Source organism: Sphingopyxis sp. GW247-27LB, from assembly GCF_002277025.1.
In the GTDB taxonomy this organism is placed as follows: Bacteria; Pseudomonadota; Alphaproteobacteria; order Sphingomonadales; family Sphingomonadaceae; genus Sphingopyxis.
Map to the genome: position 1 here is coordinate 435,137 of NZ_NIWD01000008.1, position 22,665 is coordinate 457,801.

Sequence of the window (22,665 nt, forward strand, 5' to 3'; positions counted from 1 at the left end):
CTTTCCATCAACTGATCCGGGGGAGCTTCGGCGGCGCGGCGAGCCCGGCCGCCATGCGTTCGAGCACGGTCCTGAGTTCGGGATCGCCGATATCGCGGAGACTGTCCCCCAGCTCGGCGGGTACGGGTTTCAGCATTGCCGGCGGCTGAACGGGTTCGCGCGGCGCGATCTGGCCGTGGGTCATGCGGACGGTGGCGATCGCGGCATAGCCGAAGAAGCGGTTGACCGCGGCGATGATGTCGGGCGCGACATGCTGGAGCATCGGGGCATGCGCGCCGCTGATCGTCAGGTGGAGCGTGCCCCCCGCCTTTTGTCCGGCGGGAAAGCGGATCATCGCGGGCTGGGTGACGTCGGCCAGTTTCGCGCCGACGATCTCGCGCCAGCGGCTGACCACCGACGACTGGATGAAGCCGAACTTGCGAAAGGCGGTGCGGCCGATCTCGGGAACGAGATCGGAGATCGCGCGCGCCTCGCCGCCGCGCGGGCGCTCATAGGCGCGGGGGGCGGCCTTTTTCGCCGCGCCTTTCGCCTTCGCCTTTTTGGCGGGCGGCCCGTCTCCCGTGTCTTTCGTCATAGGGAGCGCCATGCCACAGCCGGGGGGTGAGCGTCCAGATGGAGGGCAGAGATGGAAGGCAAGGCGAATGCGCCCTGCATCGGGCAAGGCCCCGACACCGGCGAGGGGGCCGCCGCGCCGCGCCCGAGAAATCTCTTTCCTACATGATCGCGGCGTGCCAGCCTTCGTGTCATGGGTCCGTCGCTTCCCCCGGTTTCGCCTTCGCCTTCCCTGCCGCCACAGCCCCCAAAATTCGCAACGGGTATCATTATACCGGAGGGGAGTGACAAGTTTGACAACTTAGGACGGAAATCACGCAACCGGGATGGCGTTCGTCCCGGCCGGACCGATTCGCACGCCCTCTCGATCGACGCGCCCTTCGGGGCACGCGGGAACCACCGGCCATGACCGCCCGATCCGGGACAGCGGCGGACGATTTCGCGCCGCGCCTGCTCGGCTGGTACGACCGGGCGGCGCGGGTGCTGCCGTGGCGGGTGCCCCCCGGCAGCGCCGCGACGCCCGACCCCTATCGCGTCTGGATGGCGGAGGTCATGCTCCAGCAGACGACGGTCGCGGCGGTGGCGGGCTATTTCGAGCGCTTCACCGCGCGCTGGCCGACCGTCGCCGACCTCGCGGCGGCGGCGGATGCCGACGTCATGGCGGCGTGGGCGGGGCTCGGCTATTATGCCCGTGCGCGCAATCTGCTCGCCTGCGCGCGCGCGATCGTCGCGGAGCATGGCGGTCATTTTCCCGATAGCGAGACCGGCCTTCGCGCGCTGCCGGGGGTGGGCGACTATACCGCGGCGGCGGTCGCGGCGATCGCCTTCGGTCGGCCGGCGGTGGTCGTCGACGCCAATATCGAGCGGGTGATCGCGCGCCACCGGCTGATCGAAACCCCGCTCCCCGCGGCGAAGCGCGAGATCAAGGCGGCGCTGGCGCCGCTCGTCCCCACGGATCGCCCTGGCGACTTCGCGCAGGCGCTGATGGACCTCGGCGCGACAATCTGCACCCCGCGATCGCCCGCCTGCGCGATCTGCCCGCTGATGGCCGACTGCCGCGCGCGCGGGCGCGCCGACATCGAGCGGCTGCCGGTGAAGCCGCCGAAGAAGGCCAAGCCGCAGCGTTACGGCATCGCGCACTGGATCGAGCGCGAGGGGCGGGTGTGGCTCGTGCGGCGTCCCGGCAAGGGGATGCTCGGCGGGATGCGCGCGCTGCCCGGCGGCGAGTGGACGGGCGCGCCACCTGTCGAGTCGGGGGTCGCGCGGGTCGACCATGGCTTCACCCATTTCGACCTCCGGCTGACGCTGGTGCGCGGCGAAATGCCCGTCCAAGGCCCCGATGCCGCAGCGGAAGGCGAATGGTGGCCGCTGTCGGCGCTTGACGCGGCGGGGCTGCCGACGCTCTATCGCAAGCTGATCGACAGGCTGCGGGAGACGGATGGATGAACATGATGGTGACGCGCCGGGCGCTGCTCGGCGGGATGGCGCTGGGCGGCGCCGCGGCCTTCCTGCCGGGGAGGGCGCTGGCTTTCCGCGCCGATGGGGCGACGCTCTATCCCGCGACCAACGCGTTCATCAAAGGCTTCGTCGACCGCCGCGAACTCGCGAGCACGCTCGTTTGCATCGGCAAGGGGCAGGAGGACGCGCTGAGCTTCGGCTATGGGACGCAGGCGATGGATTCGCGCGTGCCCGTCGGTCCCGACACGCTGTGGCGGCTCTATTCGATGACCAAGCCGATCACCGCGATGGCGGCGATGCTGCTGATCGAGGACGGCAAGATGGGGCTCGACCAGCCGATCGCCGACTTCCTGCCCGCCTTCAAGGCAATGAAGGTGCAGAATGTTCCCGACGGATCGATCACCGAGGTGCATCCGGCGAAGACGCAGATCACCGTGCGCCACCTGCTCACCCACACCGCGGGGCTTGGCTACAACATCATCCAGAAGGGGCCGATCAAGGCGGCCTATGACGCCGCGGGCATCGTCGGCGGGCAGGTGAGCCGCCTGCCGATCCCCGGCCTGGCGCCGGTCACCGCGGCGCCGAGCCTCGCCGCCTTCGCCGACCGGCTCGCCGAGCTGCCGCTCGTCTACGAGCCCGGCACGCGGTGGAGCTATTCGGTCAGCCTCGACCTTACCGGCCGACTGATCGAGGTCGTGTCGGGCCAGCCGTTCGACGCGTTTCTGAAAGCGCGCATCTTCGATCCGCTCGGCATGAAAAGCACATGGTTCCAAGTGCCCGCGAGCGAGGCGCACCGGCTGACGACCAACTATGCGCCCATGGGCGGCGTGCTGATCCCGATCGACCCCGCGACCAGCTCGATCTACCTCGACAAGCCGCCCTATCCGTTCGGCGGCGGCGGGCTCGTGTCGAGCGCGCGCGATTACGACCGCTTCCTCGCGATGCTGCTCGGCGAAGGCGAGACGGGCGGGGTGCGGATCATGAAGGCCGAGACCGCGCGGCTCGCGATGTCGAACCTGATCGACGATGCCGTCGACCGCAAGGGGACTTTCATCGACGGCGAGGGCTTCGGCGCCGGCGGGCGCGTGTCGCTGCCGACCTCGCCGACCGGCGAGGGGCTCTACGGCTGGGCGGGGGCGGCGGGCACCGTCGGCTTCGTCGACCGCGCGCGCGGCTATCGCGTCGGCGGCTATACCCAATATATGCCGTCCGACGCCGTTCCCTTCCAGGCCGATTTCGGCAAGGCTTTCTATAAGGATGTGATGCGCTGATGGCCTTGCCGCTTGGGTTTACGGGCGCGCGGCTCGACCGCGCCGATCAACTGCGCACCGACGAGGGCCGGCTCGCGGAGGCGGTCGCCGATCCGCGCGCCCGTTGCCTCGCGATCGACGGGATCGACTTCGTGCCGGGCGAGGGCGGCGGGCTCTGCTGGGAGCCGCTCGACCCCACCGACGATCGGGCATTGCTGCTGCTCGGGCTCGATGCGGCGGGAGTTCCGCATTTCGTGCGCGAGGCGGCGGCAGGGGCGCGCGTCGATGCGCGGTCGCGCACCGTCATGCGGCTGCTGCCGCTCCTCGCGCCCGAGGAGGCGGCGCTCTACGGCGGCGCGCGCAGCCTGGTCGACTGGCACGCGCGGCATCGTTTCTGCGCGGTGTGCGGCGCACCGACGGCGCTGTTCCGCGCCGGCTGGGGGCGCCGCTGCGGGGCGTGCAATGCCGAGCATTTCCCGCGCGTCGACCCCGTGGTGATCATGCTCGCCGAATATGAGGGCCGCGTGCTCGTGGGGCGCCAGGGGGGCTTTCCGCCCGGCTTCTTCTCGGCGCTCGCGGGCTTTGTCGAGCCCGGGGAATCGCTCGAGGAAGCGGTCGCGCGCGAATTGTTCGAGGAGGCGGGGATTCGCGTCGCCGACGTCGCCTATGTGGCGAGCCAGCCCTGGCCCTTCCCCTCGTCGCTGATGATCGGATGCCGCGCGCGGGCGCTCGATCCCGCGCTGACGCTCGATACGACCGAGATCGAGGCGGCGATCTGGGTCGACCGCGCCGAAGTCCGCGCGGCGCTCGCGGGCGACATGGGCGCGCCCTTCATGGCGCCGCCCTCGCTGGCGATCGCGCGGCATCTGCTGGAGGATTGGGCGGGGTAGGATCGACCGCCGGAAATCCGCTTTCCCGAGCGAAGACGAGGGACGCGGCCGAGCGAAGTCGAGGCCAGCAGCGCCGGAGGTTCTCGCTCCGCTCGAACGGGCCCCTCGTCTTCGCTCGGGGATGCGGATTCAGGAGGCGCGGCTTAATGCCGCTCTAAAGCCGCCGCCCGGTGATCCTGCTGATCTCCTTGGCGACCATCGCCTCGACCATGCCCGGCAGATTGGTGTTGAGCCATTGCTTGAGCATCGGGCGGAGCGTCTCCATCACCACCTCTTCCATCGTGCGGCCGCCCGCGGCGATCGCGGCCGGCGGGGTGGCGGGCGCCGGAGAGGTGACCGCGGCGCTCAGCGCGTCGAGCGACTGGCGCGCGGCATCGGCGCTTTCGGAAGAGACGAGCTCGTCGGCAGTGGAGGTCCCGGCGTCGTCCTCATCGGCCTCTTCCTCGGCGAGGTCGAGAACATCGTCGGCGGCGTTCGGCGCGCGGGCGGTGCCGGGCGCTTCGTCGCGCGCGATCACGCGCCGGATCGACGACAAAATATCCTCCATCGACGGTTCTCGCGACAGGTCGCCCATATATGCCCCTTCCGGCGCGCCCGTGGCGGGCGGTTAACCATCTCTTACCGGGCGGGGGCGAGCCTTGCCAAGCCCTATTGTTCGCGCGCGGGATCAACCGGGCCGATCAAGGGATTGGCGCCCGCGGGGACGCTGGCGTCGGCGGCGGCGACGCCGCGCGTGTCGGTCGCCTGCTGCTGCGGCGCCGGATCGTCGGCCCAGTCCCAGATCTGGCCCTTCACCCGCTCGTAATTGGCGGCGGGGTCATAGAGCGGGCCGCCCTCGATGCCGAGGTCGCGCGCTTCGGCCTTGCCCATCGCGGCGAGGACCGAGAAGGCGGCGACATAGCTGTTGCGCTTGGCCGAGACGAGCTGGACCTGGGTGTTCAGATATTCCTGCTCGGCGTTCAATATGTCGAGGATCGAACGGGTGCCGACGCTGTTTTCGGCGCGCACGCCCTCGAGCGACAGCGCGTTGGCGCTGACCGCCTGCTGGGTCGCCGAGATGATCCGCTCGTTCGCCTGCCACGCGGCATAGGCGCCGCGCGTCTGGGCGATGACGTCGCGTTCGGTCGCGACATAGGTTTCGATCGCCTGGCTCGACCGCGACTGCGCCTGGCGTACCTGCGCCGAGGGACGCCCGCCCTGGAAGACGGGGATGGTCAGCGACACGCCCGCGGCGGCGCTCGATGTTTCCTGCGACACGCCGAGGCCGGGAACCCCGCTCGACAGCGAGCCGAGGAAATTATTGTAGCCGCCGCCGAGCGTCGCCGACAATTTGGGCGCGCGGCCCGCCTTCGCGGTGCCGATGTCGGCGCGCGACGCGCTGACGAGCTGGTTCGCCGCCTCGATGTCGGGGTTGCTGGTCAGCGCCACCGACACCGCATCCTCCGCGGTCGCCGGCAGATTGGGCAGCGGCGGCGGGGGCTGGAGGTCGACCGGCGCTTCGCCGACCAGCCGGATATAGGCCTCGCGGCTGGCGATCAGGCTCGCTTCGGCGGTGCGCAAATCGCCTTCGGCGAGCGCGAGCCGCGCCTCCGACTGCGCGACGTCGGTGCGCGTCAGGTCGCCGATCTCGAACCGGTCGCTCGTCGCCTGGAGGTTGGTCTTCAGCACCGAGACATTGTTCTGGTTGAGCTGGACGATCGCCATGTCGCGCAACACGTCCATATAGGCGCCGACGACCTGCGCGAAGACGCTCGCCTCGGTCGCGCGGAGGTCGGCCTGGCCGGCCTCGACGCGATATTTGGCCGCGCGCACCGCGTTGCGCACCGCGCCGCCCTGATAGATGGGGACCGAGAGCTGCGCCCCGGCGCTGATCGAACGCGCGGGCGAGGAGAAGCTGTTGCCGGGGATGATGATATTCTCGGTATAATCGGTCGTGGTGCCGACGCTCGGCAGGCCGAAGCTCTTCTCGATCGGGACGTTTTCGTCGTTCGCACGCTGCCCTGCGCGCGCCGCGGTCAACGTCGGGTTGTTCTCATAGGCCTTGGCGAGCGCGCCCTGCAGCGTCTCGGCTTGGGCCTGCGATGCGATCATCAGCGCGCCGACCGCCAGGCCCGCGAGCCAGGGGCTGCGGCGGCGGGGCGATTTGGGGTCGGGATCGTGCATGATCGGTTCAGCCTGAAGCGAGAGAGAGGAGGGCTTTAGAAGCGGAAACCCGTCGGGACGGCAAAGCCGGGCAGGGGCGCGACGTCCATGTCCGCAAAGGGGCGAAGCGCGACGATCCCGCCGGCCTTGACGCCCTGAACGAGGCGGGTGACCGCACCCTCCCGGCGTGCCGCGACCAGCCGACCGCCCTCGGCAAGCTGATCGGCGATCGCGTCGGGCAGAACCTCGATCGCGCCCTCGATGATGATGCGGTCGAACGGTGCGCCGCCGGGCGCTCCGGCGGAGAGTGGGCCTTCGATCCAGTGGATGGTGCTGGCGGCGGCCGCCTGGCGTCCGGCGGCGATCAGCGCGGGATCCTCCTCGATCGCATGAACCTCGGCACCGAGCCGGGCGAGCAGCGCCGCGCCATAGCCCGTCGCGGCGCCGATGAGCAGGACGCGGGCGCCGGGACGGATCGCCGCTTCGACGAGCATCCGTCCGGTGACGAGCGGCGCGTTGAGCCAGCGTCCGCCGCCAAGATCGATCGCGCGGTCCATATAGGCGACGCTCGCCAGCGCCGCGGGCACATGCGCCTCGCGCGGCACCGCCGCCATCGCGGCGATCACCGCGGGATCGATGACGTCGTTGGTCCGAAGCTGGCTGTCGATCATCGCCGACCGCATATCGGCAGCGCTGATATCGCTCAATTTGGTTGCCATGGGTGCAATCCGATTCCTGGAGTTTCAACCTTGCGGCGCAGCTCTAGCCGAAGCGATGCTGTATTGCAACAATAATACAGCCCCGCTGCCGCACTGCCGCCGCGCATAGCGGGGCGAAAGAACGCCGCCAACCCCGCATCGCACGATAATCGCGGCGGGTCAGGCGAATCCTTGACAAGGCGGCGAAAGCCCCTCACTAGCGCAACCCGTCCAACACCCGGCCGTCCGCTCCTGTGGCAACGGCAGTTCGGCGCGAGGCCCGATGGCGGAGTGGTGACGCAGCGGACTGCAAATCCGTATACGCCGGTTCGATTCCGGCTCGGGCCTCCAATCATATTCATCGAACCCGAGAATAGTTTCGTTAGTGAGCCCCGATTGAAGGCGTAGCGCATCGCGCCGAGCGGCATCGGCGCGCACTTGAAAGACAGTCCCGCGTCCCATCGTGACGAACGCGCGAAGCCGGGGTTAATGCGCCAGCATGGGGCCGCGATCGAGGCCGCGTGCGTGATCGAACGCTACCGCTTTTCCAGCCCCAGCGCGTCGGCGATGCGGTCCCATGGCACGAATTTGAAATTCTGATGCTCGGGCGGCGAGACGTTGCGGCCGTCCTGCGCGACCATCAGCCCGTGCGCGAAGCCGGGTCCGGCGGAGAGGCTGGCGACGTCGAGGCCGTCGGTTTCGGAGATGCCGTCGATCCCCGCCGCGGCATCGGCGCCGACGCGGAACGAGCCGACATAGGCGTTGCCGCCCTCGCGGCGGAACACCGCATAGCTGTCGTTGCCCTGGCTCGACACGATCAGATAGCCGCGCGCCGCGTCGAGCTTGTAGAGGCTCATTCCCTCCATATCGTCCTTGAGCGCGGCATTATCGGTGATCTTCGCCAGCATCGCGCGCGCGGGGCCGCCGCGCGGCTCGGCGCCCTCGCGCCAGATGCCGACATCCTCCTCGCCGGTATAGAGCATCCCGGTTTCATCGTCGGCGACGCAGCCTTCGACCTGGCTGGCGAAGGGCAGGTCGCGCACCAGCTTCGCGCGCACCTTGCCCGCGGGGGTCGCGGCGAGCTCCCACTGGCGCATCTTGCCGTCGGTCTGGTTGACCAAGACATAGGTCTTTTTCGTCTTCGCGCTCTGGTACATGCACAGGCCATAGGGATCGTCGAAGCCCGTATCCTGAAGCCCGTCGGCGACGTCGGTCAGCTGGCGCGTCGCGGGATCGAGGGCGTAGATCGAAATGCCCTTGGTCGTGCGGTTGCTCGCGGTGACGAGCGTGACGTCGCGCCCGCCGAGCCGGAATCCATTGCGCAGATCGACATTGTTCATGCGTCCGTCGGGCAGGAACTGCAGCACCTTGCCGTCCATGCCATAGACATAGAGGCCTGACTGTTTCTGCGTCCCGATCACCACGCTTTGCGCGGGGTCGGCGGGGTTGATCCAGATCGCCGGATCGTCGGCGGCGTCGCCCCCCGTTTCGACGGGCACGGTCTCGACGCTCGCGCGGGCGAGCGGCATCGTCTTCGGCGGCGGCGGCGGCACGATTTCGGGCAGCTTCGCCGCAGCGAGCAGCGCGGCCCAGCTCGCGATCTTGAAATTGGGAAGCTCGGGCGCATTATCGTCGTCGGCGACGACGATCGCCCCGCCGGCGACGGTCACGCTGCCGCCATCCTCGACGACGTCGGCGCCCGCCGCGAGCGCGACCGAACCGAGATAGGCATAATCGTTCGCGGGATCGTAGAGGTTGAGCCGGTTCGCCTTCGCGTCGGACACGACGAGCCGGCCGTCGGGCGCGACCGCGACCCCCTTCGCCTCGTCGGTGATATGGCCGAGGCGGACGATGTCGACGATCTCGGGCTTGATCTCGGCCTCGGGCTCGGCGGCGAAGCGCCACACCCCGACCGCTTCCTGCGAGATATAGACCGATCCGCGATCGTCGGCGGCGCAATAGCCGACCTCCGACCCCAACGACCAGCGCCGCGCGATGCGCCCCGCCATGCCGCCCGACGCGTCGGCGAACAGCGACCATTGTTCGACCCCGCCTTCATCGCCGAGCAGGAAGAGATAGAGGGTGCCGTCGCGGTGGCTGCGCGCGAAGCAGAGGCCGGCGACGGTCATCGCGGGCTCGATTCCCGCGAGCGCGACCGGCGCGGGAACGCCGCCCGCGCCGACGCGGAACAGCTTGGGCGCATTCGCCGGGCCGTCGAGCGCGGCGAGCAGCGCGCCGCCGCCGGGCGCCGCGCCCTCGCGCAGGTCGAGCGCGCGGATATTGCCGGCCTTATGGGCGGCGATGCGCTGGCCTGCGGCGTCGAACACGTCGATCCCAGCCGATTCGGCGCCAGCGAGGATCAGCGTCCTGGCGGGGTCGGCCGGGTCGGCAACGACCACGGCGCCGTCGGCGCCCGATCCCAGCGTCGCCTGCGTTTCCGCCGAAGCCGCGACCGTCGGCTCCTCTGCCATGCCGGAGGCGGGGGCGAGCATCGCGGCCGCCGCCATCGTTATCCAACCCGTTTTCATCGTCACTCCCCTCGATTCAGTCCGGAAAGGTCGAAGCGGTGGTCCGTGACAAGTTTATGACTGGCTGCGCGATTTCGGGTTCTGTCGTCGACCGAAATCAGCGCGCGACATCGCTCGCCGCTGCGGTGGCGCCAGCGAGCGCGGTGGGAGAAAAGGGCGCGAAATCGCCGTGCAGGCCGTGCTTGAGCGTTGCGAGGGCGAGGCCCTTTTGCGCCGCACCCTCGATATCCGTGTCCGTGAACAGGCCATGCAACACACCCGCTGCAAAAGCGTCGCCGGTGCCGATGCGGTCAACGATCGGCGCGATCACGCGCGCTTCGGTCTGGCAGCTCGCGTCGCGCCGGTCGATGCGCGCGGCGATCTCATGCCGGTCGGGGGCCACGATGTGGCGCGCGGTCGAGGCGACGAGGTCGAGGGCCGGGAAGGCGCCCAGCAGCGCGAGCGCGGCCTCGCGCCGTCGCTCGCCGCCGTCGCCCGAAAAATCGCGGCCGAGGAGCAGCGCGGCGTCGCGGTGGTTGCCGAACAGCAGGCTCGCCTCGCCGATGATCGCGCGCAGGATCGTGGCCGGATCGGCGTCCCAGCGCTCCCAAAGACGCCCTCGCCAATTGCCGTCGAAGGAGAGGCCGACGCCGGCGGCGCGCGCCGTCCGCGCGGCGTCGAGCGCGGCGTCGGCGCTCCGCTGGCCGAGCGCGGGGGTCACCCCCGACAGATGCAGCCAGCCCGCATCGGCGAGCAGCGCGTCCCAGTCCCACTCGCCGGGCTCGGCGGCCGCGAAGGCGGAGTCGGCGCGGTCGTAGACCACCTCGCTGGCGCGCGCCGGGCCGCCGGGCAGGTGATAATAAAGGCCGACGCGCCCCGGGCGGCGAAGGATGGAGCGCGTGTCGACGCCGTAACGCGCGAGCTCGCCGATTGCGGCGTCGCCGATCGGGCCCTCGGGGACCGCGCTGATCATCCGCACCGGGTGGCCGAGCGCAGCGAGCGCGACCGCGACATTGGCCTCGGCGCCGCCGACATGGACGGCGAAGCGCGGCGATTGCAGCGGCAGCTCGCCCGCCGGGATGGCGAGGCGCAGGACGATTTCGCCGAAGCAGGCGATGATCTTGTTCGAGTCGATCATCGGGCAAATCCGGGATCGGGGATGGCGGTGCAGGCGATGTGAACCGCACTGCCGAAGCGCGCGGTCGCGGTCTGGCCGGCGGCGATCGGATGGACGCCGGTGATCGCGCCCGCCGAAATCCATTGCCCCGCCTCGAGCCTGATCACGCCGTCCAGGTGGAGGCCGACGAGGAAGCGGAGCGAGCCGAGCGGGCCGTCGAGGACGTCGCAAGGACGGCCGGCGCCGACCGTGACGCCGTCGATTTCGGTGACGACCTCGATCCCGGCGAAGCCGCCCGCGTTGAGGTGCGGGCCGAGCAGCACGCCGTTGTTGATCCCGATGTCGGCGATGATGCCATAGGGGGCGTGGTCGTGGACGTCGGGCGCGGGCGAACTGGCGACCTCGAAGCCCGCGCGGATGGCGTCGACGAAGGCCATCGCCTCGGCATCGGTCGCGAGGCGGTGGCCGGGGACGGCGGATAGGCGGAGCATCACCTCGGCCTCGATCGCGCCCGCGCCGCCCGCGAAGACCCGCGCGTCGCCGGGGGCTTCGCCATCGAGCTCCGTGACGCCAAGGATCGGCCCGGCGAGGCGTTCGGCGCCGAGCGTATCGACGAGCGCCGGCGGGATACGCCCGACCTTCCATCCGAGCACGGGCGCGCCGAGCGCGGCGCAGAGCTCGCGCTGGACGGCATAGGCGTCGGCGAGGGTCGCGGGAACCGGCGCGGGAAAGGCCGCGAGCGGCTGGCCCGAGCGGCGGGCGTCAAGCAGCGCGGCGACCGCGCCCGATGCGGCGCTCATGCGAGGCGTCCGCTGGGCATCAGGCGAGCTTGGCGCTCAACAGATAGCGTTCGCGGCTCTCGGCGGCGCGCTGGCGCAGCTCGACCATCGCGCGTTCCTCGGTCTCGTCGAGCATCGATTCGAGCAGGCGGTTGAAATGGCGCCGCATCGCGAGCCGCGCGCCGCCGGCGTCCCGGTTGCGCAGCGCCTCGACGACGCCGGCATGCTCGGCCTGGCGCGCGGTGCCGTCCTTGCGGCAGATCATCGAGTGGCTGTGCTTCACCTCGGGTAGTTCGAGGCGCATCCGCCACAGGCTTTCGATGACATGGATGATCGCCTTGTTGTTCGACGCGGCGGCGATCGTCATGTGGAATTCGCGGTCGACCGCGCTGATCTCGTCCTCGCTGGCGTTTTCGTTCGCCATCGCGTCGAGCAGGCCTTCGAGCTTTTCGAGCGTTTCGGCCGAGATGGTCGGCGCGGCGAGCGCCGCTGCCTCGGCCTCGAACAGCGAGCGCGCCTCGGTCAGCTCGAAGGCGCTGACCTGCGGCAATATGCCGCCGTCGCCGGGGAGTTTCGCCTGGACATAGGCGCCGGCGCCGGTGCGGATGTGAATCCACCCCGTCGCCTGCAGCGCGATTTCGGCCTCGCGGATCGTGACGCGGCTGACCTCGAAGCGTTCGGACAGCTCGCGCTCGCCCGGCAGGCGCGTTCCCGGCGGATAGGTTCCGTCGAGGATCAGCCGGCGAAGCGCGTCGGCGATATCTTCGAAAAGGCGGCGTTCGGCCATGTCTCAATCGTCTCCCCACACAGGCGTCAGCCCCTGCATACAATCAGGTATGACAATTTTGAAGCCATGACCGAACGGCGATCCGCTTTTCCTGTCGCGTCCCTAGATCCGCGCCCGGATGCCGATGAAATATTTCGAGCCGTAATAATGATATTGGCGGCTGCTGCCATAGACTGGCATATAGGTCGACTTGGGCTCGTTGAAGATGTTGAGCGCCTCGAAGCGCAGCGACACGCCCTTCATCAAGGCCAGTGAGGCGCGGAAATCAACGGTTTCGCTGGGGCCGACGAAGCGGAGCTGACTGTTGCCGCCGACGAAATCCTGATAATATTTCGACCGGTAGTTGTAGATCGCCTGCAGCGACACTGGGCCGATCTCGTAATAGGCCTGCGCCGACAGCACATGCTTCGAATAGCCCGACAGGCCGGCGGCGGGGATCAGGCCCGGCGAGATGGTGTCGGTTTCGGGATCGTAGATATCGCCCAACCGGACGTCCTGGTTGGTGAAGTTCGAATCGGCGTAATTGTAGCTGACCTTCGCCCCCAGTCCGTCGAGCGGTTTCGGCAGGAAGCTGAAGCGTGTCGCCGCGGTCAGTTCGAGACCGTAGATGCGCGACTTGTCGGGGCTGTTGCGCGTCTGGGTGACGGGAACGGTGACTTGCTGCCCGTCGATCGTGAAGGTCTCGTCATAGACGACCGGCTGGAAGCCGCCGGTGAACTGCTTGTAATAGAGGGTCGCGGCGAGAAGGGTGTCCTTGTTCGGATACCATTCGAGCGCGGCGTCGGCGTTCCACGACATCAGCGGTTTCAGGCGCGGGCTGCCGTTGGCGCGGACATTGTCGATCGCATCCTCGATCGAGGTGAAGCTGCCGCCGTCCTCGAGCGTGATCGTGCGCCCGGCGCCCAGCGCGCTGGGATTCGGCCGTGACATGGCGCGATAGCCCGCGACGCGCAGCAGCGTGTTCGGCGCGACCTCGAAGATCGCGTTGATGCTCGGCAGGATGCGGGTGTTGCTGCTCTTGATGGTCTCGGTCTCGAAATCGCCGGTCTCGTCGAGATCGAAGGTGCCGTCGCCATTGTCGACGAGAACGAGGTCGCTGCGCAGCCCCTTCGAGGTGACCTCGGTCTTGACGACGCGGACGCCGAAATTGCCGCGCACCGGCATCGACCCGATCTCGCTGTCGTAATCGGCCATCAGATAGCCGGCGTAGGTGCGCTCGGTGACGTCGCGGTTGGCGACCGACCGGATGTCGTCGGGCAGGCCCGGATCCTCGGTGCCCAGATATTCACGGAACAGGCAGTCGACGTCGAAGGTCGCCCAGCTGTGAATGCTGTTGCCCGGCGCGTCGCTCAGATAGTCGGTCTGCGGAAAGGCCTGGCGGCAGATATTGTTGATCCGCCGGTCTTCCTCGATCGCGGGGTTCTCGTTGAAGTCGCCGTTGCGCACGTCATAGTCGCTGAACTTGAGCTGCGAAACACGGACGCCCGCCGACAGCGCGCTCAGGAAGCCGTCGAGTTCATATTTGGCGTCGAAACGCCCGGCTACGATCTTGTTGTAGCGGCGGCTCTCGTCGCGGCGGAAGCGCGCGTCGTCCCAGAAGAGGTCGTGATTGTTGAGGTCGAAGCGCGGGTCGATCGTGATCGTCGGGATGAAGCTGCCCGGTGCGATGTCGTAGATATAGGGAATGCGCTGGTTATCGATGTCGGTCCGAACGCCGTTGACGTCCATCCGGTCGGTGCGGAGGCGGAAATTGCGCTCGGTCTCGGTGCGAATTGTGCGCGAATAGGAGGCGTCGGCGGTCAGCGTCAGCCGATCCGAGGGCGTCCATTCGACCGACAGGCCGCCGCCCAGATATTCCTCCGACCGCGTCAGCGTCGAGCCGTTCGATTCGAGCGAACTCGCGCCTTCGAGATGGCGGATGATGCCGTTCTCGTCATATTCGACGTTGGTCAGGCTGCGCCGCGCTTCCGAAATCGTCAGGTCGCGGCGGTTCTCGACGAAGGTGCGATCCGAATATTGGACGTCGAGGTTGATGTTGAACTGGTCCGACGGGCGCCACTGGATCGCGCCGAACACCGCGTCGCGCTGGTCGGTCTCGCTGATCTGGCGGAAGATATAGCTGTTCGGCACCAGATAATAGGGCGTGCCGTCGCCATAATCGTCGCGGTCGAGTTCGGTGCAATTATTGTTGATGACCGTGACGTCGGCGCGGCACGCGGTCCAGGTCGTGCTCGCGGCGTAGGTTTCCTCAGGGTTGTTGGTGTCGTTGCGCTGGAAGCCGATCGAGATGCCGATCGTGTCGTTCGCGAACTGGTCGACATAGCTGACCGTCCCGCGCCAGCCGACCCCGCCCGCGCTGCCGGTGATGCGGTCGCCATAGGGGTTGTACTGCGCCTTGAGCTCGCCCTGAAGACGGGTCTTGCCATAGTCGAGCGGGCGCAGCGTCCCGATCTCGATCGTGCCGGCGACGCCGCCTTCGACGAGGTTCGCCTGCTGCGTCTTGTAGATCTTGATCTCGTTGACCAGCTCGGACGGGAACTGGTTGAAGTTGACCGAGCGATCGCCGCTGCCGTTGGTCGCGTCGCGGCCGTTGAAGGTCGCGTTCGACAGGAAGGGGCCAAGCCCGCGCAGCGCGATTTCGGAGGCATCGCCCTTTTCGCGGTGCGTCGTCGCGCCGGTGATCGTCTGGATCGCCTGGCCGACCGAGATGGCGGGAATGTCGCCGATGTCGTCGGCCTCCAGCGTGTCGACGATCGCGGTCTCGCGACGCTTCGCCTCGATCGAGCTCTGGATCGTTTCGCGAATGCCGGAGACGACGATCGCATCGGCATCGTCCTGCGTGGCGGCGCTGTCCTGCGCCGCGGCGGGCATGGCGAGCAGCAGCACGGGGCCGGTGCCGGCGAGAAGGGCGGCGCGGAGCGCGCGCGCGCGGATCGGATTGCGAGAATTCACTGTGTCTCTCCCCTTGGGCATGTCGAGTCTGTTCTGACCGGCTAAGTCGAACATGCAGACCAAATTGTCAACCATTGTGTCTATCAGATTGGACTAACCAGTAAGCAGGTCCAATCGCGGCTCTAGCGGACGAGCTGGCTCCGAAGATCGGGAACCGCCTGTGCCAGCGCCTGCGTAACGAGCTTTGCCACCACCTCCGCCCCGACGTCGCCGAGGTGGGTGTAATCGAACTTGCGCGTCACCTGGCCGCGCGCGCCCTGACCCTCGATCGGGGGCGGGGGCGGGGGGGCGGGGCGCGCCTTCAGCGTCGTCCCGGCCTTGGCGGCGGCGAGCTCCTCTGCCGTTGGCGGCTCCTGCGCGAGCTGGGTCGCGGTTTCGGCGCCCATCTTCTGCGTCTGCGCGGCGCTCAGCGCGTTGAGATCGACGAGCGCCACGCCCTCGGCCTTGGCGACCGCGCGCACCTGATCCGACCAGCTGGCGAGCGTGTTGTGGAGCTTGCCGTCCCGGAACTCGCGGCGGGTCAGCGGCGTGACGAGCACCGGAGTCGCGCCCGCGGCGCGCACCTCGGCGACGAAGCGCTTGAGGTTCGCCGGGAACTCGGTGGTCTCCTCGGTCCAGCGTTCGGACTTACTCGACTGGTCGTTGTGCCCGAACTGGATCAGCACCCAGGTGCCGCGATAGCCGGGGACCTTCGCCTCGGCGAGCGCGATGGCCCACGACCCTTCCTGGCGAAAGCTGCGCGTGCTGCGCCCGCCGCGCCCGGTGTTGAGGCAGGCGACCGACGATTTGACGTGCTTCGCGCAAAAGGCGCCGCCCCAGCCGCTGTGCGGCGCCATCGTCGAATCGCCGACAAGGATGATCTTGTAAGGCAGCAGCGGCGGCGCGTCGGTCCGCTCGCGGTCGGCCGCCTGCGCCCCGCCCGCGAGGGCGGTAGCGGCGATGAGAGTGGTGATCAGCCGGCGCATGTCGGTCTCCCGGTTACGAAAAGGCGAGGCCGCCGTTGATGTCGAGGCACACGCCGGTGAGGAAGCTCGCGGCGGGCGAGGCGAGATAGGCGATGGTGTCGGCAACCTCGTCGGGATGACCCTCGCGGCGGAGCGGGGTATTGCCAGCAGTCGCGGCGCGCCCCTCGGGCTTCGAGAAAATGTCGTGAAAGCTGGTGCCGATCAGGCCCGGGCAGACCGCGTTGACGCGGATGCCCTGCGGCCCGAGTTCCTTCGCCATCGACCGTGTCCACGTCATCATCGCGCCCTTCGCGGTCGCATAGACCGACGCGCCGGGCCCGCCGCCGTCGCGTCCCGCGAGGCTCGACACGTTCACCACCGCCGAACCTTCGCCGAGGAAGGGCAGTGCCCCGTGGAGGACGAGGAAGGCCGATTTGAGGTTGAGCGTCATCACATGGTCGAAGAAGGCCTCGTCCATCTCGCCGAGCGTCTTGCGCGCGACCATGCCGCCCGCGAGGTTGACGAGGATGTCGAGCCGCCCGCTGAACGCGATCCCGACCTCGTCGAGCATCGCCGCGACGGCGCCGCTGTCGGTGACGTCGGCCTGGATCAGGAAGGCTTCGCCGCCGGCGGCCTCGATGGCGGCGAGCGTGTCTTCGGCGGCTTCGCGGCCGCTGTTGTAATTGATCGCGACGCGCGCGCCGGCGCGGGCGAGAGCGATCGAGACCGATCGGCCGATGTCGCGGCCGCCGCCGGTGACGAGCGCGGTTTTGCCCTGGAGAGTCATGGGATTCTATTCCTTATTCTTGGGTGGATTGGGGTTGGGTGGCGACCGGTTCGACGCGGCCGCCGACCAGCCGGAAGGCCAGAAAGGAGAGCGGCACGATCGCCGCCGAAAGCGCGAAGATCGGCGCGTAGCTGGTCTTGGTCAGCACCGGCACGAGCCAGGTGGTGATCAGCGTGCCCGCGACCGCGGCGGTGCCGCTGATCCCGGCGAGGCTGCCGACCGCGCCGCCGCCGAACCAGTCGCTGGGCAGCGTCTGGATGTTGCCGATCGCCATCTGGAAGCCGAAGAGGATGCACGCGATCAGCAGCACTGCGGTCAGCGGATCGGCGGCGCGGATCGTGAAGAGCAAGGCGGGGAGCATGATCGCGCAGCCGATGCCGATCGCCAGCGTGCGCGCCTTGTGGACGCTGCCGCCGCGATCGATGATCCGCCCGGCGAACCAGCCGCCGAACAGGCTGCCGAGCATCGCGCCGACATAGGGCACCCAGGCGAAGAGGCCGATCTGCTTGACGTCGAAGCCGAAGGTTTCGGCGAGATAGATCGGCAGCCACGACACGAACAGCCACCAGACGGGGTCGAGGAAGAAGCGCGACAGGATGACCGCCCAGCTCTGGCGGTAGCGCAGCAGCTCGCCGAGCGGCATGCGGCGGTCGTCGCTCGCCCCCGTCTCGCTGCGCCCGGAGAGGATATAGGCGCGCTCTTCGGCGCCGAGGCGCGGGTTGGTTTCGGGATCGGCCTTGTAGAACCAGAGCCACGGAACGAGCCAGATGAAGCCCAAAATGCCGACGAAGAGGAAGGTGCCGCGCCAGCCGAACTGGATGAAGAGCAGCGCGACGAGCGGCGCCGAGACGATGCCGCCGAGTGACGCGCCGGCGTTGAAGATGCCCTGTGCCAGCGCGCGCTCGCGCGAGGGGAACCACAGCGCGTTGGCCTTGGCGGCGCCGGGCCAGTTGCCCGCCTCGCTGACGCCGAGGGTGGCGCGCAGGAAGCCGAGCAGCGGCATCGAGCGGACCAGCGCATGCGCGGCGATCGACAGCGACCAGAAGAAGATCGAGACGGTGAAGCCCATTCGCGTCCCGATCGCGTCGAACACACGCCCGAACAGCGACTGGCCGAAGGCGTAGGCGATCATGAAGATCGTCACCAGCAGCGCATAATCTTCCTTGGTCGCGCCGATATCCTTCGACACTTCGGGCCACATCACCGCGAGCGCGTTGCGGTCGATATAGTTGATCACGGTGGCGAGGCCGATCAGGCCGATCACGCACCAGCGCAAATGCCCTTTCATTGAGCGTCTCCCTTGGCGAGGTCGAGGCGGCCGACGGGGCCGGTCCAGGTGAAGCTGCGGCCGGCGACGGTCGCGCGATGGGTGGCGCCCGCGGCGGTGTCGCCCGCGACCGCGACCGCGAGGCGGCGGCCGTCGACGAAGGTCACCAGCACGATATCGGCATCGCCGTCACGCCGATGCTCGAGCGAGGCGATGCGCGAGCTGCTCGCGACGACGGCCTCGGATGAGGCGTCGTAGCGGCCGTGCGGTTCGAGCAGGCTGACGAAGGTCGCCGCACTCGCGCCGTCGACGCGCTGGATCAGCGCAGGTTCGCGGCGGAGGTTGAACTCGGGATCGTTCGCGCCGCTTTCGGCGAGGATGAAGCGCGCGCCCGCGGACGGCGCCATATGATAGGAATAGAAGCGGCTGCCCTGCATGAAGGTGAAGCGCGCCGGGCCGCTCCTGGTCCCTTCGCCGTCGACCCAAAGATGCTGGTAGCCGTTCGCCGTCCCCAGCACCGGCCGTTCGGCGAGATGCTGGTCGAACGCGATGTCGCTGTCGATGACATGTCCCGAAAAATGCAGCGGCAGGTCATAGCGATGCCTGCCGCTGCCAGTCCCGTGGAGGATGTCGAGGATCAGCGGATTCGAAAGGCCGTCGACGTCGAGCATGACGAGCGCGCGGCGGATGGAAACGTTCGGATAGGCGCCGTCGACTTCGGCGATCGACCAGCGGGTCGGGGCGTCGAGCCCGGCCGAAAGCTGGCGCGTCGGGATTTTCTCGCCGGCTTTCCAGTCGCCGCCGAACTGGCTTTGCTCGTCGACGACCAGCGTGTTGTGCGCGATGGTCGCGCTCGCCCAGCTGTCGTTTTCGGGAAGGTAACGCCCGCCGTGCTTCGCCTCGACGTTGAGGAAGCGCGCGGCGCCATAGTCGGTGACGACCGCGCCGGTCTCGTCATAATAGAGCCAGTTCAGCCGGTCGAAATGGCCGTGGCCCATGCCCTGCACTGTGTTCTTGGCGACGAGCAGCGGGCCGTCGGGATCGCTTCCTTCGCGGAGCAGGACGAGCGCGCCCTGCTTGCCGTCGGGGCCGTCGCCGAGCAGGCGCGATTCGAAGGGCCAGGGCTTCGCCTTGCCCGCGGCGACATCGGCGGCGAGCGCCTGTCCCGCCGGGGTCAGCACCGTATGGCCTTGCCACTTCGCGATCGACAGGAAGGCGGGATCGTGCGTCGCGCCATAGGCGATCGCGACCGCGTGATAGAGTTCCTCGGTGCGCAGACTCTTGTCGGGCATCGCATCGTTGATCGGGATGAAATATCCCGAATGGGTGACGTCGATCGCGGTGCGGATCGCCTTGAGCACGATGCCGCCCCGATAGTCGAAGATTTTGCGCTGCGGCTCGTGGGCGTCGATCGCGGCGGCGAAGACGACGAAGGGCTGGAGCGCGTAGCGCTGATAATAGGGCCCCTCGGCATAATAGCCGTCGGGCGAGAAGAGCAGGTCGAGCTGGCGCAGGAAGCCTGACTTGCCGCTCTTGTCGAGCCCCATCAGCGCCTTGTCGACCAGGTCGCGGTCGCCGAGCAGATAGCCCGCGAGCCCGACCCCGGCGCACGCCCAGGTCGCGTGATTGTGGATGCGATTGATCACCTGCGGCGAGCCGTCCGACAGGAAATGCGCCATCGGGCGGATCACGTCATCGTCGATGCGGCGGCGATCGGCGGCGGAGAGAGCATCGCGGATCTCGGCGTAGCCCTGCACCGCGTTGACGAGGAAGACGCTGTCGTTGAGGCTTTGCCAGAACAATCGGCCCGGAACCTGGTTCGCGGCGGCGGGGTGGGGGCCAAGCTTCGGATAGAGGTCGGCATAGGCGAGCAGCATGTCGCGGACATGATCGAGATAGCGGCGGTCGCCGGTGAGCCGGTAGAGCTGGCCGCCCTCGAAGATGATCCGGTAATTGCGCTTATGCTGCTCGTGGGTGAAGCCGCCACCCGGATCCTTGGGCACCGGCACGTTGATTCCGGCACGGATCGAGGCGTCGAGGTCGCGCTTCGCTTGCGTGACCTCGGCGGCGAAGAGCGGCGCATAGGCCGGCTCGGTCGACGCGGGCTGGGCGAGGGCGGGGACGACGGAAAGGGGCAGGGCGCTCGCTGCGAGGAGCAGCGCGAGGGTGCGGGTCATGGACGGCCTTCCGTGAAATTGCCCGCGAGCTTTGCGCGCGGCGGCCCCTTGTAGCTCAGTTCCTCGACGCGCGGCGCCGGGGTGGCGCGGAAGGCGTTGCCGACGATCCGCGTCTCGGGCTTGCCGACCGAATGGATGACGACGAGCGGCGCCGAATTTTCGAAGCTGTTGCCGAAAATCTCGCTGTGCTGGGCGCCCGAGAGGCGGAGCGAGGCGTCGCCCGCGCCGCTGTCCGACACGCTCGACCCGGTCATCGAGACATAGGGGCCGAAGGTGCTTTCGTCGGTGCCCTTGCGCAGGAGGTCGGCGACGAGGCCGACGCGGATGAAGCTGCTCCCCGCGATCTCGAGCCGTTCGACCGGATACCAGCCCTTGGGCTGCTGTTCGCCGGTGCCGAGGACGACCGCGCCGCTCATGTCGGCGAAGCTGCTGCCGAGCAGTTCGATCGCGTTCGCGAAGGTGCCGGGCGCCATGACGACGCCGTCGAGCCGCGCCGCCTGGCCGGGGCCGCGCACCGACACGCCCTTCATCTCGATCTCGTAATTGGGCGCGGCGCCCGCGCCGACCGCGATCAGCGCCGCGTCGGCGGCGGCCTTGCGCGCGTCGAGCGTCAGGTCGGCGAGGCGCAGTCCGCCGCCCGCCTCGATCCGCGCGAAGGCGCCGCTCGCGACATGGACGACCGGCGCGGCGCCCGCCTGCGCGGCGATCGTCAGCCGGTGGTGGATCGCGACCGGCGCCGCGACCTCGTAGGCGCCGGCAGCGAGCGCGATGGTGTCGCCGGCGCGCGAGGCACCGACCGCGTCGGCGAGCGACGCGCCCGCCGCGAGTTCGACGGTGCGCCCGGCGCCGAACGCCGCTTCGGCGGCGTCGGGGCGATACCAGGGCGCGCCGACCTCTTCACGCTTCACGGGGACGAGGTCGCGCGGCGCGCCGACTTCGGCGAGCGCGGGATCGGTGGGGTAGAGGAGGCCGTTGGCGGCGCGTTCGAGCTGGAGATCGCGCTGTGCGACGCCGTTCGTCAGCAGCGGTTGTTCGACCGCCGCCTCGACATTGCCCGCGAAGGCGATGCCGCCGATATCGTCCTCGGCGCGGAAGGGATCGGTGCCCTTGGCGCCGCTGACGAGGTTGCCCGTGAATTTGCTGGCGACCGGCGGCGCCGAGCGTTCGGCGTCGGCGCCCGCGGCGAGGGTGATGCGCGCGCTGTCCAGGATCGAGTTGCGCTCGATCACCGCGTTCGACACCTGATGATAGCGGTTGATCACCGAATTGGGCACGCCGTTCATCACGGTGATCGCGCTCTTGAAATCCTTGCCCGCGAGCCCTTCCATATAGTTGAAGCGCACGATCTGGTCGCGGTTGATGATGCGGACGCCGCCGCTGTCGGGCACATGGTTGCCGAGGAAGATGTTGCGCTCGACCAGATTGCCGTTGCCGTGGCGCAGCACGAAGGCGCCCTGCGACGACAGCACCAGATTCTCGCGGACGATATTGCCCCCCGACTTGACCGAGACGATCTCGACCTCGCCGCTGGTGCGGTCGAAGATGTTGCGCTCGACGACCGTGTGGCTGTCGGAGAGCGATTCCTCGCTGGTGCCGATGCGGATCGTCTCGCCGCCGTTCGAGCCCAAGGGCGGACGCGGGCCGAAATAATTATGGTCGATGCGGTGGCGGTTATCGAGCGGATCGCCCGCCTTGCGAATCACCGCGAGCGTGACGCCGGCGTTGGTCTTGCCCTCGAAATGCGAATGGTCGACGCGGTTGTTCGTGCCGTAGAGCGCGACCCAGATGTCCTCGGCACGGCGGTCGGGCTTGCTGAAGCCGTCGATGACGATTTCGGTGACGCGGGTGTCGCTCGCGAGCGTCTTCGAATCGCGGCGGAAGCTGATGACCTCGCGCGTCGGGCTGGCGCCGCGCTTGAAGACGAGCCCCGAGACCACGAGGTGGCTGCCGCCGAGGCGGAGGTTCGAGGCGCCGGTGAGCAGCACCTTGCCTTTGGTCTGGGCGGTGAGGGTGATCGGCGCGTCGGCGGTGCCGGCGCCGGTGAAAACGAGCTGGGCGTCGCGCCATTCGCCGTCGCGAAGGACGATCGAGTCGCCGGGCTTCGCGGCCTTGACCGCCGCCTTATATTCGACCTGGTCGGCGACCAATATATCGCGGGCCTGCGCGGCCTGCGCCGCCGAAACCCCGATCGCCCCCATCAAAACAGCCCGCAGCAGCATCGCGCCCTCTCTCCCGGTTCGTCTCTTGTGCGGATATTGGACTATACAACTGGTATGACGATTTCAACCCTCTTTGGCTGTCAATCTGTCAAACCACCTGATCGCGCCAGAAAGCGCCATGTTTCGAGCATGGATAAAG

At 68.6% G+C, this 22,665-nt stretch carries 17 protein-coding genes and 1 tRNA gene; 4 read left to right on the plus strand and 14 right to left on the minus strand.

The genetic code is table 11. From position 1 onward, the window contains the following. Positions 1-7 precede the first annotated feature (7 nt). Positions 8-586 carry a DUF721 domain-containing protein gene (locus CD928_RS09715; RefSeq protein ID WP_095386880.1) on the minus strand — a complete coding sequence of 193 codons (579 nt, stop codon included), beginning with the start codon at positions 584-586 and terminating at the stop codon, positions 8-10. Between the two features lie 371 nt (positions 587-957). Here CD928_RS09715 and CD928_RS09720 point away from each other — a divergent pair, with 371 nt between their 5' ends. Genes CD928_RS09720 through nudC form a run of 3 tightly spaced genes read left to right on the plus strand, consistent with a single transcriptional unit; the run spans position 958 to position 4,150 of the window. After that, positions 958-1,998 (plus strand): A/G-specific adenine glycosylase, encoded by a 1,041-nt coding sequence (locus CD928_RS09720; RefSeq protein WP_095386881.1) that lies wholly within the window; start codon positions 958-960, stop codon positions 1,996-1,998. Next, complete coding sequence (locus tag CD928_RS09725; RefSeq protein WP_095386882.1) at positions 1,995-3,281, plus strand: serine hydrolase; 1,287 nt, start codon at positions 1,995-1,997, stop codon at positions 3,279-3,281. The genes CD928_RS09720 and CD928_RS09725 overlap by 4 nt, the downstream gene beginning before the upstream one ends. Next, positions 3,281-4,150 (plus strand): NAD(+) diphosphatase, encoded by an 870-nt coding sequence (gene nudC, locus CD928_RS09730; RefSeq protein ID WP_095386883.1) that lies wholly within the window; start codon positions 3,281-3,283, stop codon positions 4,148-4,150. The genes CD928_RS09725 and nudC overlap by 1 nt, the downstream gene beginning before the upstream one ends. A 154-nt stretch (positions 4,151-4,304) precedes the next feature. Here the strand turns inward: nudC and CD928_RS09735 are convergent, their stop codons facing one another. The 3 genes from CD928_RS09735 to CD928_RS09745 all read right to left on the minus strand — a co-directional run bounded on the left by CD928_RS09735 (position 4,305) and on the right by CD928_RS09745 (position 7,011). Beyond that, the gene (locus CD928_RS09735; RefSeq protein ID WP_095386884.1) at positions 4,305-4,724 is read right to left on the minus strand and encodes a DUF2497 domain-containing protein; all 420 of its coding nucleotides are present in this window, start codon (positions 4,722-4,724) and stop codon (positions 4,305-4,307) included. 74 nt (positions 4,725-4,798) lie between these two features. Next, positions 4,799-6,313, minus strand: coding sequence for a TolC family outer membrane protein (locus CD928_RS09740; RefSeq protein WP_095386885.1), 1,515 nt, complete (start codon positions 6,311-6,313; stop codon positions 4,799-4,801). A gap of 35 nt (positions 6,314-6,348) precedes the next feature. Next, positions 6,349-7,011, minus strand: coding sequence for a protein-L-isoaspartate O-methyltransferase (locus CD928_RS09745; RefSeq protein ID WP_095386886.1), 663 nt, complete (start codon positions 7,009-7,011; stop codon positions 6,349-6,351). A gap of 256 nt (positions 7,012-7,267) precedes the next feature. Between CD928_RS09745 and CD928_RS09750 the strand changes: the two genes are divergently transcribed. After that, positions 7,268-7,341: transfer RNA gene (locus tag CD928_RS09750), tRNA-Cys, on the plus strand. Between the two features lie 185 nt (positions 7,342-7,526). On the opposite strand, the gene CD928_RS09755 is transcribed toward CD928_RS09750, so the two are convergent. From CD928_RS09755 to CD928_RS09800, 10 genes are all read right to left on the minus strand, one after another. Then, positions 7,527-9,518: a phytase gene (locus CD928_RS09755; RefSeq protein ID WP_095386887.1), complete on the minus strand. Its 1,992-nt coding sequence runs from the start codon at positions 9,516-9,518 to the stop codon at positions 7,527-7,529. 97 nt (positions 9,519-9,615) lie between these two features. After that, complete coding sequence (locus CD928_RS09760) at positions 9,616-10,635, minus strand: sugar kinase (protein ID WP_095386888.1); 1,020 nt, start codon at positions 10,633-10,635, stop codon at positions 9,616-9,618. Then, positions 10,632-11,414 carry a 2-keto-4-pentenoate hydratase gene (locus CD928_RS09765; RefSeq protein ID WP_095386889.1) on the minus strand — a complete coding sequence of 261 codons (783 nt, stop codon included), beginning with the start codon at positions 11,412-11,414 and terminating at the stop codon, positions 10,632-10,634. Before CD928_RS09765 ends, CD928_RS09760 begins: the two co-directional genes overlap by 4 nt. A gap of 19 nt (positions 11,415-11,433) precedes the next feature. Further along, positions 11,434-12,180 (minus strand): FadR/GntR family transcriptional regulator, encoded by a 747-nt coding sequence (locus CD928_RS09770; protein ID WP_095386890.1) that lies wholly within the window; start codon positions 12,178-12,180, stop codon positions 11,434-11,436. Positions 12,181-12,282: 102 nt separating this feature from the next. Continuing rightward, complete coding sequence (locus CD928_RS09775) at positions 12,283-15,132, minus strand: TonB-dependent receptor (protein ID WP_255247099.1); 2,850 nt, start codon at positions 15,130-15,132, stop codon at positions 12,283-12,285. Between the two features lie 122 nt (positions 15,133-15,254). Then, complete coding sequence (locus CD928_RS09780) at positions 15,255-16,097, minus strand: rhamnogalacturonan acetylesterase (RefSeq protein WP_095386891.1); 843 nt, start codon at positions 16,095-16,097, stop codon at positions 15,255-15,257. 13 nt (positions 16,098-16,110) lie between these two features. Further along, entirely contained in the window at positions 16,111-16,863 is a 753-nt protein-coding gene (locus tag CD928_RS09785; RefSeq protein ID WP_095386892.1) for an SDR family NAD(P)-dependent oxidoreductase, read from the minus strand. A gap of 13 nt (positions 16,864-16,876) precedes the next feature. Further along, positions 16,877-18,151, minus strand: coding sequence for an MFS transporter (locus tag CD928_RS09790; protein WP_095386893.1), 1,275 nt, complete (start codon positions 18,149-18,151; stop codon positions 16,877-16,879). Then, on the minus strand, positions 18,148-20,307 hold the full coding sequence (locus CD928_RS09795) for a heparinase II/III family protein (RefSeq protein WP_095386894.1): 2,160 nt from the start codon (positions 20,305-20,307) through the stop codon (positions 18,148-18,150). The genes CD928_RS09790 and CD928_RS09795 overlap by 4 nt, the downstream gene beginning before the upstream one ends. Further along, the gene (locus CD928_RS09800; protein WP_255247100.1) at positions 20,304-22,526 is read right to left on the minus strand and encodes a polysaccharide lyase 6 family protein; all 2,223 of its coding nucleotides are present in this window, start codon (positions 22,524-22,526) and stop codon (positions 20,304-20,306) included. The genes CD928_RS09795 and CD928_RS09800 overlap by 4 nt, the downstream gene beginning before the upstream one ends. Positions 22,527-22,665: the final 139 nt, after the last annotated feature.